The 13,690-nt window shown below is 57.5% G+C and carries 15 protein-coding genes; 2 read left to right on the top strand and 13 right to left on the bottom strand.

The features are described 5' to 3' along the window. Positions 1-10: 10 nt before the first annotated feature. From nusG to ccoN, 11 genes are all read right to left on the bottom strand, one after another. A complete protein-coding gene (nusG, locus tag AC2FD9_RS18390) occupies positions 11-544 on the bottom strand; it encodes a transcription termination/antitermination protein NusG (RefSeq protein WP_058272488.1) in 534 nt (177 codons plus the stop codon). A gap of 200 nt (positions 545-744) precedes the next feature. After that, positions 745-942, bottom strand: coding sequence for a preprotein translocase subunit SecE (gene secE, locus AC2FD9_RS18395; RefSeq protein ID WP_058272489.1), 198 nt, complete (start codon positions 940-942; stop codon positions 745-747). A 68-nt stretch (positions 943-1,010) separates the two neighbouring features. After that, the gene (ccoS, locus tag AC2FD9_RS18400; RefSeq protein ID WP_058272490.1) at positions 1,011-1,169 is read right to left on the bottom strand and encodes a cbb3-type cytochrome oxidase assembly protein CcoS; all 159 of its coding nucleotides are present in this window, start codon (positions 1,167-1,169) and stop codon (positions 1,011-1,013) included. A gap of 5 nt (positions 1,170-1,174) precedes the next feature. After that, positions 1,175-3,352, bottom strand: a complete 2,178-nt coding sequence (locus tag AC2FD9_RS18405) for a heavy metal translocating P-type ATPase (protein ID WP_496838270.1) — start codon at positions 3,350-3,352, stop codon at positions 1,175-1,177. 3 nt (positions 3,353-3,355) lie between these two features. Next, positions 3,356-3,814, bottom strand: coding sequence for a FixH family protein (locus AC2FD9_RS18410; RefSeq protein WP_496757220.1), 459 nt, complete (start codon positions 3,812-3,814; stop codon positions 3,356-3,358). A gap of 1 nt (position 3,815) precedes the next feature. Beyond that, the gene (ccoG, locus tag AC2FD9_RS18415; RefSeq protein WP_109310727.1) at positions 3,816-5,243 is read right to left on the bottom strand and encodes a cytochrome c oxidase accessory protein CcoG; all 1,428 of its coding nucleotides are present in this window, start codon (positions 5,241-5,243) and stop codon (positions 3,816-3,818) included. Positions 5,244-5,343: 100 nt separating this feature from the next. Then, positions 5,344-6,219, bottom strand: coding sequence for a LysR family transcriptional regulator (locus AC2FD9_RS18420; protein ID WP_496735715.1), 876 nt, complete (start codon positions 6,217-6,219; stop codon positions 5,344-5,346). 408 nt (positions 6,220-6,627) lie between these two features. Beyond that, positions 6,628-7,491, bottom strand: coding sequence for a cytochrome-c oxidase, cbb3-type subunit III (gene ccoP / locus AC2FD9_RS18425; protein ID WP_496838272.1), 864 nt, complete (start codon positions 7,489-7,491; stop codon positions 6,628-6,630). Beyond that, positions 7,488-7,724 (bottom strand): cbb3-type cytochrome oxidase subunit 3, encoded by a 237-nt coding sequence (locus tag AC2FD9_RS18430; protein WP_472724514.1) that lies wholly within the window; start codon positions 7,722-7,724, stop codon positions 7,488-7,490. Before AC2FD9_RS18430 ends, ccoP begins: the two co-directional genes overlap by 4 nt. An 11-nt stretch (positions 7,725-7,735) precedes the next feature. Beyond that, the gene (gene ccoO, locus AC2FD9_RS18435) at positions 7,736-8,464 is read right to left on the bottom strand and encodes a cytochrome-c oxidase, cbb3-type subunit II (RefSeq protein WP_282120261.1); all 729 of its coding nucleotides are present in this window, start codon (positions 8,462-8,464) and stop codon (positions 7,736-7,738) included. A 13-nt stretch (positions 8,465-8,477) separates the two neighbouring features. Beyond that, on the bottom strand, positions 8,478-10,085 hold the full coding sequence (ccoN, locus tag AC2FD9_RS18440) for a cytochrome-c oxidase, cbb3-type subunit I (protein WP_108861216.1): 1,608 nt from the start codon (positions 10,083-10,085) through the stop codon (positions 8,478-8,480). 195 nt (positions 10,086-10,280) lie between these two features. Between ccoN and AC2FD9_RS18445 the strand changes: the two genes are divergently transcribed. After that, entirely contained in the window at positions 10,281-11,120 is an 840-nt protein-coding gene (locus AC2FD9_RS18445) for a universal stress protein (RefSeq protein ID WP_496838274.1), read from the top strand. A 47-nt stretch (positions 11,121-11,167) separates the two neighbouring features. Here AC2FD9_RS18445 and AC2FD9_RS18450 read toward each other — a convergent pair whose 3' ends face one another. Further along, on the bottom strand, positions 11,168-11,422 hold the full coding sequence (locus AC2FD9_RS18450; RefSeq protein WP_058272498.1) for a GlsB/YeaQ/YmgE family stress response membrane protein: 255 nt from the start codon (positions 11,420-11,422) through the stop codon (positions 11,168-11,170). Between the two features lie 64 nt (positions 11,423-11,486). Beyond that, positions 11,487-12,227 carry a transcriptional regulator FnrL gene (gene fnrL, locus AC2FD9_RS18455; RefSeq protein ID WP_496838276.1) on the bottom strand — a complete coding sequence of 247 codons (741 nt, stop codon included), beginning with the start codon at positions 12,225-12,227 and terminating at the stop codon, positions 11,487-11,489. Between the two features lie 64 nt (positions 12,228-12,291). On the opposite strand from fnrL, the gene hemN reads away from it, so the two are divergent. Beyond that, positions 12,292-13,647, top strand: a complete 1,356-nt coding sequence (gene hemN, locus AC2FD9_RS18460; protein ID WP_496838278.1) for an oxygen-independent coproporphyrinogen III oxidase — start codon at positions 12,292-12,294, stop codon at positions 13,645-13,647. Positions 13,648-13,690: the final 43 nt, after the last annotated feature.

Below are 13,690 nucleotides of genomic sequence, written 5' to 3' on the forward strand. Positions count from 1 at the left end.
GAAGTGGGTTTTAACCCTGCTTCGTAACCTGCGTAAAGTCCAGCTCGACCGGGGTTTCGCGACCAAAGATCGAAACCGAGACTTTCAGTTTCTGGGCTTCGTCGTCCACACCTTCGACCATACCGTCGAAATCTTCGAACGGACCGTCGTTGACCTTGACCTTCTCGCCCACTTCGAACGAGATCATCAGTTTCGGCGCGTCTTCACCCTCCTGAACACGGTTGAGGATCTGGTTCACCTCGGCGTCGCGCATCGGCATCGGGCGGCCCTGCGGCCCCAGGAAGCCGGTGACCCGGTTGATCGAGTTGACCAAGTGATAGCCCTGATCCGACATTTCCATATGCACCAACACGTAGCCGGGCATAAAGCGGCGTTCGGTCGTGACCTTCTTTCCCCGGCGCACTTCGATCACCTCTTCGGTGGGCACCAGTACTTCGTCGATATCGTCCTCAAGGCCTTGCTCAGCCACGGACGTGCGGATCTGCTCTGCGATCTTCTTTTCGAAGTTCGAAAGAACGCTGACCGAGTACCACCGTTTCGCCATGAACCTGTCGTCCTTGTTTGCCTTCGGTGCGTTCGGAATGCCGCAAGCACCGTCATTGAAATTCTGTCACGTCACCCGGAATAAAAAGCGGCGCACAGCCCGAATCGCCGCACGCCCATTCCGAATAGTACTGTGTCAACTACTCTGACATCCCGCGCTGTGCAAGGGGGCTGTGGCGTTTCCACCCGGCCCAATCCGGTTTAACCGAATGCGCCCAGGATCAGTTGCAGACCGCCGCGAATACCCAGATCGACCAGCGCAAAGAACACTGCGGTCAGTGCCGCCATGATGAACACCATGACCGTGGTCAGCAGAACCTCACGACGCGTGGGCCAGACGACCTTTGCGACTTCGGCGCGGACTTGCTGAATGAACTGGATCGGATTCATTGTTGCCATTTGGCTTGGTTCTCTCTGCTAGCGGATGGGCCGGACATAACCGGGCATTGCGGCAATTTCAAGAGTGGTCAGGACTTGGGCTTGTCATCCCATTCATCGCTGAGGATACGCCGCGCGTCACCTTCAGGATCATCATATTGGTTCGACCGGACCGTGTAGATAAACGCCACAAGGCCAACCCCGCCCAAAAACAGGGAAATCGGTATGAGATAGGCCAGAACTTCCATATCAACTACCTCAGGCGCAGGGCATTCAGGGACACGGTAATGGACGAGGTCGACATCGCCAATGCCGCGATCAGTGGCGTGGCGAACCCGGCCACGGCCAAGGGTACCGCGATGATATTGTAAACCGTGGCAATCCGAAAGTTCTCGCGAATCCTTTTCGTCGCTTTGACTGCCGTGTCACAGGCATCTGCAATCGGGGACAAATCGTTGCCCAGCAATACGATATCCGACGCCACCCGCGCCGCGTCCAGCGCTGAGGCGGGCGAGATCGATACACGCGCCGCTGCAAGCGCCGCGGTATCGTTCAGCCCGTCACCAACCATCAGCACATGGTGGCCCCGATCGCTCAGGTCCTGCACATGGGCAGCCTTATCCTGAGGCAGCGCCTCGGCAATCCATGTTTCAATCCCAAGCTTGTCTGCCAGCGTTTGAACCGCGCCTCGTGTATCACCCGAGATGAGAACGACGCTCTTTCCGCCGTCACGGAACGCCTGCACGGCCTCAGCCGCGCCCGGACGCAGTGAATCCGTGAACAGGAACGCAACCGGTGACTGACCCGCGACCGCCAACCAGGCAGCCGTCTGATCACCCTCAGCTGCGCCGGTCCAAACGGCGCGTCCAAGGCGCACGGGCTGACCGCGGTAGGTTCCTTCGGTGCCATACCCCGGAACCTCGACCACATCCTCAAGTCTGGCAGGCTTGATCCCGGCATCTCTGGCGGACTTGGCAAGCGACACCGACAACGGATGCGAAGAGGCCTCGGCCAGTGCCAGTGCAATCTCAAGATCCGCGCGGGAATGATCCTCAAGATTGGTCAATTCCGGAGTGCCGGATGTAAGTGTGCCGGTTTTATCAAAAACGACCGTATCAACCTCGGCCAGACGTTCCAGCGCAGTAGAGTGTTTGATCAGCATCCCCTTGCGGAACAGTCGCCCCGAGGCCGCCGTCGTCACCGCAGGCACGGCAAGCCCCAGCGCACAGGGGCAGGTGATGATCAGAACCGCCGCAGCGATGTTCAGCGCGGTTCGGATATCGCCGGAATAGATGTACCAACCCAAAAAACTAAGCGCGGACAGAATATGCACCCCCGGCGCGTATAGCTTGGCCGCCTTGTCAGCCAGCGACGTATAGCGCGATCGACCGGATTCTGCGATTGCCACCAGATCCGCCATACGGTGCAGTGAAGTATCCTCACCGACCGCTGTGGTCCGGATCGTCAGCGGGCCGGTCAGGTTAACCTCACCCGCGCTGACGGCAAGACCAGCTTCGGCAAAGACCGGGAGGGTCTCGCCCGTCAACAATGACCGGTCGAGCTCCGACTTGCCCGATACAATCTCACCATCGACAGGCATACGCCCGCCGGGCCGAACTAGAATCAGATCACCAACCGCGAGGCTTGCGACGGACACCTCTTCTTCGGCCCCATAAACTAAGCGAATGGCACGCGGCACTTCCAGGGCCGTCAGTTCTTCGGCTGCTGATCGCGCTGCGGCGCGGGTGCGGTAGTCCAGATATCGGCCCGCGAGCAGGAAGAAAGTCAGCGTCAGTGCGGCGTCGAAATACGCATGCTCTCCGCTGAGCGCGGTTTCCCACAGCGACGTCATGAGCGCCAACAGAATGGCCAGCACAATCGGCACATCCATGTTCAATCGTTTGACGCGCAGCGCACTCCAGGCGTTGGCAAAGAAGGGCTGCGCGGAAAAGGCAATCGCTGGCAGAGCAATGGCCGCTGAAATCCAGTGAAACAGGTCCCGCGTCGCATCCGTAGCCCCTGACCAGACCGACACAGACAACAGCATCACGTTCATCGACGCGAAACCAGCCACCGCCAATCGCATCAGCAGATCACGCCCGGCCTTGTCGGATTGGGTTGCCGACAAAGCGCCCGGGTCCAGCTCATGCGCCTCGTACCCGGCGCGCTCCAAAACGGGGATCAGGTCAGCAGCGTGTGTCTCAGCGGCTGCTTTGACCATTGCACGCTTGAGCGTCAGATTGACCCGCGCGTCCTCGACACCCGGATGGGCGTTCAGCGCGCGTTCAACGTTCGCAATACAGGCCGAGCAGTGAATGCCGGGCAGGGATAGGGCAATCTGCACATCTTCAGGAACGGGGCGCGCTGGTTCCGCCGGTGCTGCGATGCAACCGGGGCATGCCGCCGTACCTGAGCTGAGCTGAGCGGTCATCCCCTACCCTTTCACATACAACGGAACCCGCTGCGCAAATTCGGCACCGCTGTTGTCTATGGCCACCAGACGGATGTTCCAGTTTCCCTTGCCCAGCGCTGCGGGCGTGGAATAGGCGGTCCCGTCAAAAGTGAAATCCGGGGTGAAATCTTCTTTCACATGTGTCGCCCGGCCAACAACTGCCTGCAACTCTGCCACCTGAACCGGCGCGCCGGTTTGGTCGGTGATGTGCAGGATCAAAAGACCGCCATTGGTCTCAGCTCGGATTTCCCAACCCAAGGCCTGTTGCACCTTTAGGCGCTCGTTGAACTCCTGACTGGCGACGTAAGAGTTTTTGACCTCGAGCCCGGGAAAGGTTTTGACAGCTTTGTAGGCCAGCACGAGATTCACGGAAATGATCACCCCGAAAGCAGCGACAAAGATCGCTAGAAAGTGCTTTCCAGTAAATTGACGCTCGGCCATCTCAGTTTCCTCGTCCATTGAACGTCGTGTCCTTGTAAGCGCGCTCACCGCTTTCAATATCCTCGATCCAGATCCGAACCGGTGTCGCGTCCGCCGCTGCCGGATCCGTGTCTTTCGAGGCGATAATATAGACCCGCTGCAATTGCGCAGTATCCGCCGTGACATTCACGGTATCAAGTGGCGTGCCTTCGATCACGATCCGCATCGCCGGATCACCGGACAGAGACAGCTTGAACAGCCGTTCCTCGCCATGTTTGTTCCGCACCCGCACGTCATAGGTATTGCGGATCGTGCCGTCGGACAGGGTGACAAAGGTCGGGTTGCGAACCGGGGCCACGGTAACTTCGATGTCGGACCGGATGAACAGCGCAAACAGCAGCCCAATGCCGACAAGTGACCAAAGGGCCGTGTACAGGATGGTCCGGGGCCGCAGGATATGTTTCCAGACATTTTTGGGAGGCTTACCTGCCCGCTCGTTGGCTTCGTCGCTCAGAGCCATATAGTCGATCAGACCACGCGGTTTGCCGATCTTGGCCATCATGTCGTCACAGGCGTCGATACACAACGCACAGGTGATGCACTCCAATTGCTGTCCGTCGCGAATGTCGATCCCAACCGGGCAGACATTGACGCAGGCCATACAGTCGATGCAGTCCCCCAGCTCGGAATCCGCAGTTCGTTTGCCCTTGCCGCGCGGCTCACCACGCCATTCGCGGTACCCGACGACGAGCGTATCCTCGTCCATCATCGCCGCTTGGATCCGCGGCCATGGGCAGGCATAGATACAAATCTGTTCACGCGCGAAGCCACCGAACAGGAAGGTCGTGCCCGTCAAAATCAGTATTGTCGTATAGGCAACCGGATGGGCGTTCCCGGTCACAAGGTCCCGCAGAAGCGTCGGCGCATCGGCGAAATAGAACACCCAGGCACCACCGGTCGCCAGACCGATCAAAAGCCAGGCACCCCATTTCGTCAGCCGCAACCGCGCTTTACGAAAGTCTAACTTTTCCTGACGATGCAGACGCAACCGCGCGTTGCGATCCCCTTCAATCCAGCGTTCGACAAGGATGAACAAGTCAGTCCAAACCGTCTGCGGACAGGCATATCCGCACCACACGCGCCCCAGCGCCGAGGTGAAAAGAAACAATCCCAACCCGGCCATGATCAACAGACCGGCAACAAAGTAGAACTCATGCGGCCAGATCTCGATCCAGAAGAAATAGAACCTGCGGTTGGCCAAATCCAGCAACACCGCCTGATCCGGTAGGCTGGGCCCCCGGTCCCATCTGATCCACGGGGTGATGTAATAGATCCCCAATGTGACCGCGAGAATGATCCATTTCAGATTGCGAAACGGCCCGGACACGCGACGCGGAAATATGGGTTCTCGTGCGGCGTAAAGGCTGGGTGCGGGGTCGGAATCGCTCACGGGCTGGCTCCAGATGTGGCTATATCACGGTGTCTTGTTCCAGAACACAAAGGTAGCCACTTTGACATGGGTCAAAAGCGCATCGTGCAGACACCTTTTGTCACATCTTACCAGCTTGCCGCCTGAGCCATGCAATAAAAGTTTTTGCCGCCGGACGCAGAGGGAAATCGCCAGTAACAAGGTGATATCCGCTGTTTTCGGGCTCGCGAAACAGTTCGATGATTTGGCCCGACGTGATTTCTGCTTCGACAAAATGCCGCGCCGTGACGGTTACGCCCTGCCCCGCGCGCAACCCTTCCAAAAGCAGATTTCCGGGCAATGAGATTCGCCCTGCATTTGGCCCGTGCCCGACACCACGTCGGGCCAGCCAGTTGGTTGCCTCGGTGGTGCCGAACTCTTCAAGCCAGGGCAGTTCGCTGAGCTCGTCGGGCGTCCACGACGTTTTTTCCCCCACCAGATTGCGGGCCGCGACGATCACCATAGGGCTTTGCAGCAACATTTCCGTACGGACACCGGGCCATGTGCCTGCGCCATAGCGGATGGCCACATCGACACCGCCGGGATCCAGGCTGACCAGTGCAGGTGACGGATCAAGCGCCAATTGGATATCCGGGTGTTCGGCCTGAAATGCAGGCAGGCGGGGCATCAGCCATGACGCGGCAAAAGACGACGTCAAAGATACGTGGACCGGGCGATCCTGTTTGGATTGGGTCAGTTCGACCAAGGCATCGCCAATCGCACCGAACCCAAGATGCAGTGCGCGCGCCAACCTTTCACCTTCTGGCGTCAAGGTCATGGATTTGCCGGTGCGGTCCAACAGCGCAATTTCGAGGTGCTTCTCAAGCGCTCGCAATTGCTGGCTGATGGCAGCGTGGCTGACATTCAGTGAGTTGCCCGCTTCCACCACATTCCGTGTCGCGGCAAAAGCGGAAAAAGCTCTGAGCGATGCGAGCGGCGGCATTTCCATCCAGTTCATATGTAAGCCCTGATTACATATAGAAATGCTAATTGAGTCGCATTTTGCATTCCGAAAATCAATCCTGATGACAGAAGAAACAAAACTCAGGAGATGTCAGATGCTCTCAATTCTTGCAAAGTCATTCATGATCGCCACCCAGACACATGAGTTGGATGAACCAAAATCATCGGATCGATCTGACAGACAAAAGCAACGCTGGTTGCCGGAAAGTCATTGGTGGAGGCAGCACAAACGCGCCAGTTTTTCGCAATGCGACTAGCAAACCGAAGCCCGCGTCTGGACCGCCTCGGTGTTGATTTGTAAGGTAGAGAGGCAGCACCGGCTGTTCAGGAAACGCGCGAACAGATGGAACAGCCGGTGCCTAAACCTTCGGACGGCGAACCGTCCGAAGGTATTCTTTTGCGGTTACTGACCGCCACCCAACTGGTGAACATAGGCGGTGACAGCGCGGATTTGCGCGTCGCTCAGGCGATTTTCCCACGGGGGCATCACGCCAAAGCGGCTATACTGTACCGTTTCGGTCAGAGCCTCCTCGCTGCCACCATAAAGCCAGATCGCATCCGTAAGGTTCGGTGCACCTTGAGTGACGTCACCCTTGCCGTCTTCGCCATGGCATACCGAGCAGTTGTCCTCAAAGACAACCTTGCCTGCCTGCGCTGCCGCGTCGTCGGTCTGCGCATTGGTCAGCGACATGACGTATTGCACGACTTGGGTGACTTCTTCTTTTTCGAGGATTTCACCGAAGGCTGGCATCTCGGAATAGCGCGCGTCGTCGCTTTCTTCATTCCGAATACCATAGGCAATGGTGGTCTCGATATCTTTCAGCGAACCACCCCAGAGCCATGCGTCATCCAGCAGGTTCGGGAAACCCGGCGCGCCCTGCGCTCCTGAGCCGTGGCACTGTGCGCACCATGTCCGGAATACCGCGCCGCCCGCGTTGACCGCATATTGCTGCAGCTCGGGATCTTTCGAGACATCCTCAAGCGAGGTTTCAACCAGTTTGGCGTTCCACGGCGCATTGGCCTCTTCGAAAGAAACGATCTCTTCCTGCACCAATTCTCGTGAAGACCAGCCAAGGACACCAGCAGTTGCGGATTGAACAAGCGGCCAGGCCGGATACATGATCGTGTAGATCACACCCCAGATGATCGTGACGTAGAAGGTCCACAGCCACCAACGTGGCATCGGATTGTCGAATTCCTCGATGCCGTCCCAGCTGTGGCCTGTGGTATTCGGATCGCCCGGCTGTTTTTCAGGTATCTTGCTCATTGCCGCGCCTCCTTGGATGTGGCGGGTTTGTCGCCCCCACGGGGCGCAGCTGTTTCGTCACCCTTGAGGGGCGCAGGGGCATCTTCGTGCCGGAACGGGATGTTGGCGGTGTCCTTGTATTCTTTGCTGGCTCCGGGACGGAAAACCCAGATCACGATGCCAACAAAGAAGACAAACAGTACCAACAGCATCCAGCTATCCGCGAATTGCCTCAGGATTGTGTATTCTTCCATCACACCCTCCTTTAGCGGTTCGGGTCTGGGGTGAAGGTCGAGAAATCGACCAACGTTCCCAGCATCTGCAGATAAGCAACCAACGCATCGGCCTCGGTCAGTTCCGGCTGACCGTCGAAGTTACGAATGCTGACCTTGTCACCGTACCGTTCCAGCAGACCGTCATAGTCGCTGTCCGGGTCGGCCTGCGCACGGAAGTCCGCCTGCGCGTTTGCCAGCATCTCTTCGGTATAGGGCGTGCCCACAACAGCATTCGCCGCCATGACGTCACCGATATACTTGCCGTCGATCTTGCGATGCTCGAGGAAGCCATATTTTGGCATCACCGATTCCGGCACCACAGACTGCGGATCACGCAAGTGATCCACGTGCCACTGGTCAGAATAGCGGCCACCAACGCGGGCCAGATCAGGTCCAGTACGCTTGGACCCCCATTGGAACGGGTGGTCGTACATCGACTCGGCCGCCAGCGAGTAGTGGCCATAGCGTTCGACCTCGTCCCGCATCGGGCGGATCATCTGGCTGTGGCAGGTATAGCAGCCTTCGCGGATGTAGATGTCACGCCCCGCCATTTCGAGAGGGGTGTAAGGGCGCATGCCCTCCACCTTCTCGATGGTGTTCTCAAGATAGAACAGCGGGGTGATCTGCACGATGCCACCGATGGTCACGACCAAAAAGCTGAAGATCAGCAGGAGGGTCGCGTTGGTCTCGAGGATCTTATGTTTGTCGAGAATTGCCATTGCTCCGGCCCTCCTATTCAGCCGGGACCGCGACGGTCAGGCTGGCCTCTTTGGCCGGCGCTTTCCGCACAGTCATCCACAGGTTGTAGCACATGATCAACGCACCAGCGACGAACATCACGCCACCCAAAGCACGCACCACATACATCGGGAACTTAGCAGCCACGGTGTCAGCGAACGAGTTTACCAGGAAGCCGTTTGCATCCACTTCACGCCACATCAGGCCTTCCATGATACCGGTGACCCACATCGACGCGGCGTACAGAACGATACCGATGGTGGCGAGCCAGAAGTGCCAGCTGACCATCTGCAGCGAATACAGACGCTCACGCTTCCACAGCACAGGCACCAGGAAGTACAGCGCACCAAAGGTGATCATGCCATTCCAGCCCAGCGCGCCCGAGTGTACGTGACCAATGGTCCAGTCGGTATAGTGCGACAGCGAGTTCACGGCACGGATCGACATCATCGGCCCTTCGAACGTGGACATGCCGTAGAAGCCGACCGAGATCACCATCATGCGGATCACCGGGTCGGTACGCAGCTTGTCCCATGCGCCCGACAGGGTCATCAGGCCGTTGATCATGCCACCCCAGGACGGCATCCACAGGATGATCGAGAACACCATGCCCAGCGTCGACGCCCAATCCGGCAGCGCGGTATAATGCAGGTGGTGCGGACCGGCCCAAATATACAGGAAAATCAGAGCCCAGAAGTGGATGATCGACAGCTTGTATGAGAATACCGGACGCTCGGCCTGTTTTGGGATGAAGTAATACATCATGCCCAGGAAACCAGCGGTCAGGAAGAAGCCCACTGCGTTGTGGCCATACCACCACTGGATCATGGCGTCCTGTACGCCCGACCAGACGATGACCGATTTAGAACCCCAGATACTGACGGGGACGGTCATGTTATTTACCAGGTGCAGCATGGCGACTGTGACGATGAAAGCCAGATAGAACCAGTTTGCCACGTAGATGTGAGGTTCTTTCCGTTTGACGATCGTCCCCAGATAGACGGCCAGATAGGCCACCCAGACGATAGTCAGCCACAGGTCGACGTACCATTCGGGTTCAGCGTATTCCTTAGATTGGGTCCCACCCAGCACATAGCCGGTGGCGGCGAGCACGATGAACAGCTGATAGCCCCAAAATACAAACCATGCCAGATTTCCGCCCCATAGGCGCGCGGCGCTTGTGCGCTGTACGACATAAAACGATGTCGCGATTAGCGCGTTGCCGCCAAAGGCAAAAATCACCGCCGAGGTGTGCAGCGGGCGCAAACGGCCAAAGTTCAAATAACCTTGCGCCCACTCGAAGTTCAGCACCGGAAAGGCGAGCTGAAAGGCGATAAAGGTCCCCGCAAGGAACCCGACCACCCCCCAGAAGGCAGTTGCGATCACGCCATAGCGGATCACGTCATCCATGTACTCGGCCGAACGGTCGACGAGGATATCTGGCTCATCCGTATTTCTCAGCGTCCAGATGAACAAACCACCGGCGATCAGCATCACCAGAATTGCATGCACCTGATACGCCAAATCGCGTGCGTAATTGGTTCCGATCGCCGCGAATATCGCGATCAGACCAAGCACGATCAGCTTGATGTAATTTGACATATTGCGTCCCTTTGCCATGCTCCGCGCGATTCTTATTTGTCGCGGAACCCTTTTGACTGGCCGTTGTTTTGTCGGACAGCGGCCAATCTCGCTTTGATCTGTATCAAGACAATAGCCCGAAATCTGTGACAATCCTAAGCCTTAGACTGAGTTGCATGGCCGCATGCCACTTAGCCCTGAAGACAAGAGGTCAAAATGGCGTACAAATCTCTTCTCACAGTCGTAACCGACTCGGAACAATCACAATCGGCGTTGGCGCAAATGGTTGCGCTGGCAAATGCACAGGATGCGCATGCTGAAGCGCTATGCCTTGGCGTCGATCGCAGCCAAGCGGGCTATTATTACGCAGGTGCAAATGCTCTGGTCCTGCAAGAAACGCTGAGCCGGGCCAACGCAGACGCCGACGAACTTCTGACGCAAACTCAGGATTACATGGGCAAATCCGGTATTCGCTGGTCTGCAGAAAGCGGGGTCGCTCAGATCGCCGATATTGGTCGCCACGTGGCGCATCGTGCTCGGTTCTCGGATCTGGTTGTCCTGCCTAAACCTTATGGCAAAGACCGCAGCGCCGAGGCCGAACCAATTGTCGAAGCCGCCATGTTCGAGGGTCACGCGCCAATTCTGGTCACACCAGACAATGCAGCGCCCTTTGAGCGCCCCGGTACTGTGCTGATAGGGTGGAATGAAAGCGTCGAAGCCATGCGCGCCATCCGATGCGCCCTGCCTTTCCTGACGCAAGCCGATCTGGTCCGGATTGTCGTCATCGACCCGCCGCGACACGGCCCCGACCGTTCTGACCCCGGTGGACTGCTGTCTCAGATGCTGGCCCGTCACGGGGTCAAATGTGAGATTGATGTGCTCAGCAAGACCATGACCCGTGTGTCAGACATCCTGAACAGGCACGCCGAAGATAGTGAGGCGGACATGATCGTTATGGGTGCATATGGCCATTCAAGGTTCCGCGAAGCCATTCTGGGTGGTGCAACCCGAAACATGTTGGAACAAGCTTTGGTACCAGTGTTTCTGGCACACTGACTGTAAGTGTTTCCGATTCGGGGGGGCCATCCGTTCGAACGGATGGCCTAAACGCGTTTTATGAGGCCAATCACAAACAACAGAATGACCGCGCCGATGGTTGCGAAGAGTATCGCCGAAAACACACCACCACCGACCGAAAAACCCAGCGCCGGGAAAATCAAGCCTGCAAGAAAGGCACCCACGATTCCGACTATGATATTTCCGATTAGGCCGAATCCACGACCTTCCATGATTTTGCCCGACAGCCATCCGGCGATCGCGCCGATGACAAGCATTGCCAAAATGCTACTGAATTCCATGCCTTGCTCCTGCGTGGTTCATTCACAGGTTCAGTAAATCACGACTGCATGCAGCAGAACAGGCTTAAACCAGAAAACCGCCATCTGAGTCGTCGCCGGCCTCGTCCATCAGGCGCCGCATGTCGGGGATTGTCACGTGGCGTTTGCCTTCCAACTCGATAACCCCCTCTTTCTTCAGGGCCGATATCTGGCGGCTTACGGTTTCAAGGGTCAATCCCAGATAATCTGCCATAGCTTCACGCGTCAGCGGCAGGTCAAAGACAATCGGGCCAGGTTTCTGCTTGGGCGCAATTGAAGCATCCCGCCGGGCAATGATTGACAACAGGCTTGCAATCTTTTCGCGCGCGGTCTTGCGCCCCAGAACCAACATCCATTCACGCGCCGCGTCCAGCTCGTCCAGTGTCATCTGCAGAAGACGATGCGCGATATGTGGCGTGCTGCTCATCAAGACTTCGAACGGTTTCTTGCGAAAACAGCACATGACCAAATCAGTTGTGGCCAACACGTCGTAGGGCGCTGTTTCCCGACCGGGTCGTCCAACAAAATCGCTGGGCAATAGCAGGCCGACCATTTGCGTCCGACCATCTTCCATCGTCTGGGTCAACGAGGCGATGCCCGACACGACAGAGCCCACAAAATTCATCTGATCTCCCGACCAGATAACCGTTTGGCCCGCCTCAAAGGTCCGGTAATACTTGATGCCTTCAAGCTCTTCCAATTCATCGACATCACAATGTGCACAGACGGCTCGGTGCCGAATGGGGCAGTCCGAACAGTTGGTATGGTCAAATTGCGCTTTTAACATCGTTCGCGGTTCCACTTGATCTCAGTCAAGGTTTCATAGACGGCCGTGGCTTAACGGTATCGGTATGATAGTGAAACCGCAATTGGCACAGCTTGGACTATTTGACGCGAAAGTCCCGCGTTACACAAGCTATCCCACCGCCCCACATTTCAGCAACGATGTCGGGCCAAGTCTTTTTGGCGACTGGATTTCCGGGATCAAGCCCGGCAGTTCTGTGTCGCTATACGTCCACGTCCCGTTCTGCCGCAGGCTGTGCTGGTTCTGCGCCTGCCGGACGCAAGGCACTCAGACCGACAACCCGGTGATCGCCTATGTGGATGTCCTCAAGGCCGAGCTGGACCTACTGGCCGCCCACCTTCCTGCGGGGGTAACCCTTTCGCGCCTGCATTGGGGCGGTGGTACACCCACCCTGCTGAACCCCGATCTGATGCGCGATCTGGCCGCCCGGATTCTTGAGATTGTCCCGTTGGGGCCGGATGCAGAGTTCTCGGTCGAAATCGACCCGAACGAGATTGACGAGGGTCGGCTCGATGCATTGGCCGAAGCCGGCATGAACCGTGCGTCTATCGGAGTGCAGGATTTCGACGACGAAATCCAGAAAACCATCGGGCGCATCCAGAGTTACGACACCACCCGCAAGGCCATAGAAATGATCCGCGCGCGCGGCATCGCCAGCCTGAATGCCGATATTCTGTATGGTCTGCCGCACCAGACCAAGGCGCGGATGACTGAAAGCGTGCAGAAATTGCTGTCGCTCAGCCCGGACCGGGTGGCGTTGTACGGGTATGCGCATGTGCCGTGGATGGCAAAGCGGCAGCAGCTGATCCCAACGGATGCCCTGCCAACGCCCGAAGACCGCCTGGATCTGTTCGATACGGCCCGGCGCCTGTTCCTGTGGGACAAGTATGCCGAAATCGGCATTGACCACTTTGCCACGCAGGATGACGGGCTGACGCACGCACTGAACACGGGAAGGCTAAAGCGCAACTTTCAGGGCTACACCGACGATCAGTCCGACATTTTGATCGGGATTGGTGCAAGCTCAATCTCACGATTCCCGCAAGGATACGCCCAGAACGCACCCGCGACGTCAGCACATACCAAAGCGATCCGCGAGGGCGGGTTCTCAATATCCCGTGGGCATTTGTTCAAAGGCCAAGACATCTTGCGCGCCCGATTGATTGAAGCGTTGATGTGCGATTTCCGGATAGATAACGCCGAGATACTGCGCGACCACAAAATCACCGTCGCGGAATTGCAGGAGATGTATCAGACTGCAAACGCAACCTTCGACGGGTTGCTAAGCATCTCTGAAGACGGCCTGTTCATCCCGCCCGAGGCGCGCGCGCTGACCCGAATGGTCGCCCGCACCTTTGATGCCTATGATCTGAGCAAGGCGGGACACAGCTCGGCGATCTGATACCAACGCAGGACAGGACTTGACGCGGAGGGTGGGTTTTCCC

This window comes from Ruegeria sp. YTSC230 (genome assembly GCF_059609665.1).

Bases quoted from the DNA above. Each gene is read 5' to 3' on its own strand.
- nusG (WP_058272488.1), bottom strand. From the start codon at position 544: ATGGCGAAACGGTGGTACTCGGTCAGCGTTCTTTCGAACTTCGAAAAG.
- secE (WP_058272489.1), bottom strand. From the start codon at position 942: ATGGCAACAATGAATCCGATCCAGTTCATTCAGCAAGTCCGCGCCGAA.
- ccoS (WP_058272490.1), bottom strand. From the start codon at position 1,169: ATGGAAGTTCTGGCCTATCTCATACCGATTTCCCTGTTTTTGGGCGGG.
- AC2FD9_RS18405 (WP_496838270.1), bottom strand. From the start codon at position 3,352: ATGACCGCTCAGCTCAGCTCAGGTACGGCGGCATGCCCCGGTTGCATC.
- AC2FD9_RS18410 (WP_496757220.1), bottom strand. From the start codon at position 3,814: ATGGCCGAGCGTCAATTTACTGGAAAGCACTTTCTAGCGATCTTTGTC.
- AC2FD9_RS18420 (WP_496735715.1), bottom strand. From the start codon at position 6,219: ATGAACTGGATGGAAATGCCGCCGCTCGCATCGCTCAGAGCTTTTTCC.
- ccoP (WP_496838272.1), bottom strand. From the start codon at position 7,491: ATGAGCAAGATACCTGAAAAACAGCCGGGCGATCCGAATACCACAGGC.
- AC2FD9_RS18430 (WP_472724514.1), bottom strand. From the start codon at position 7,724: ATGGAAGAATACACAATCCTGAGGCAATTCGCGGATAGCTGGATGCTG.
- ccoO (WP_282120261.1), bottom strand. From the start codon at position 8,464: ATGGCAATTCTCGACAAACATAAGATCCTCGAGACCAACGCGACCCTC.
- ccoN (WP_108861216.1), bottom strand. From the start codon at position 10,085: ATGTCAAATTACATCAAGCTGATCGTGCTTGGTCTGATCGCGATATTC.
- AC2FD9_RS18445 (WP_496838274.1), top strand. From the start codon at position 10,281: ATGGCGTACAAATCTCTTCTCACAGTCGTAACCGACTCGGAACAATCA.
- AC2FD9_RS18450 (WP_058272498.1), bottom strand. From the start codon at position 11,422: ATGGAATTCAGTAGCATTTTGGCAATGCTTGTCATCGGCGCGATCGCC.
- fnrL (WP_496838276.1), bottom strand. From the start codon at position 12,227: ATGTTAAAAGCGCAATTTGACCATACCAACTGTTCGGACTGCCCCATT.
- hemN (WP_496838278.1), top strand. From the start codon at position 12,292: ATGATAGTGAAACCGCAATTGGCACAGCTTGGACTATTTGACGCGAAA.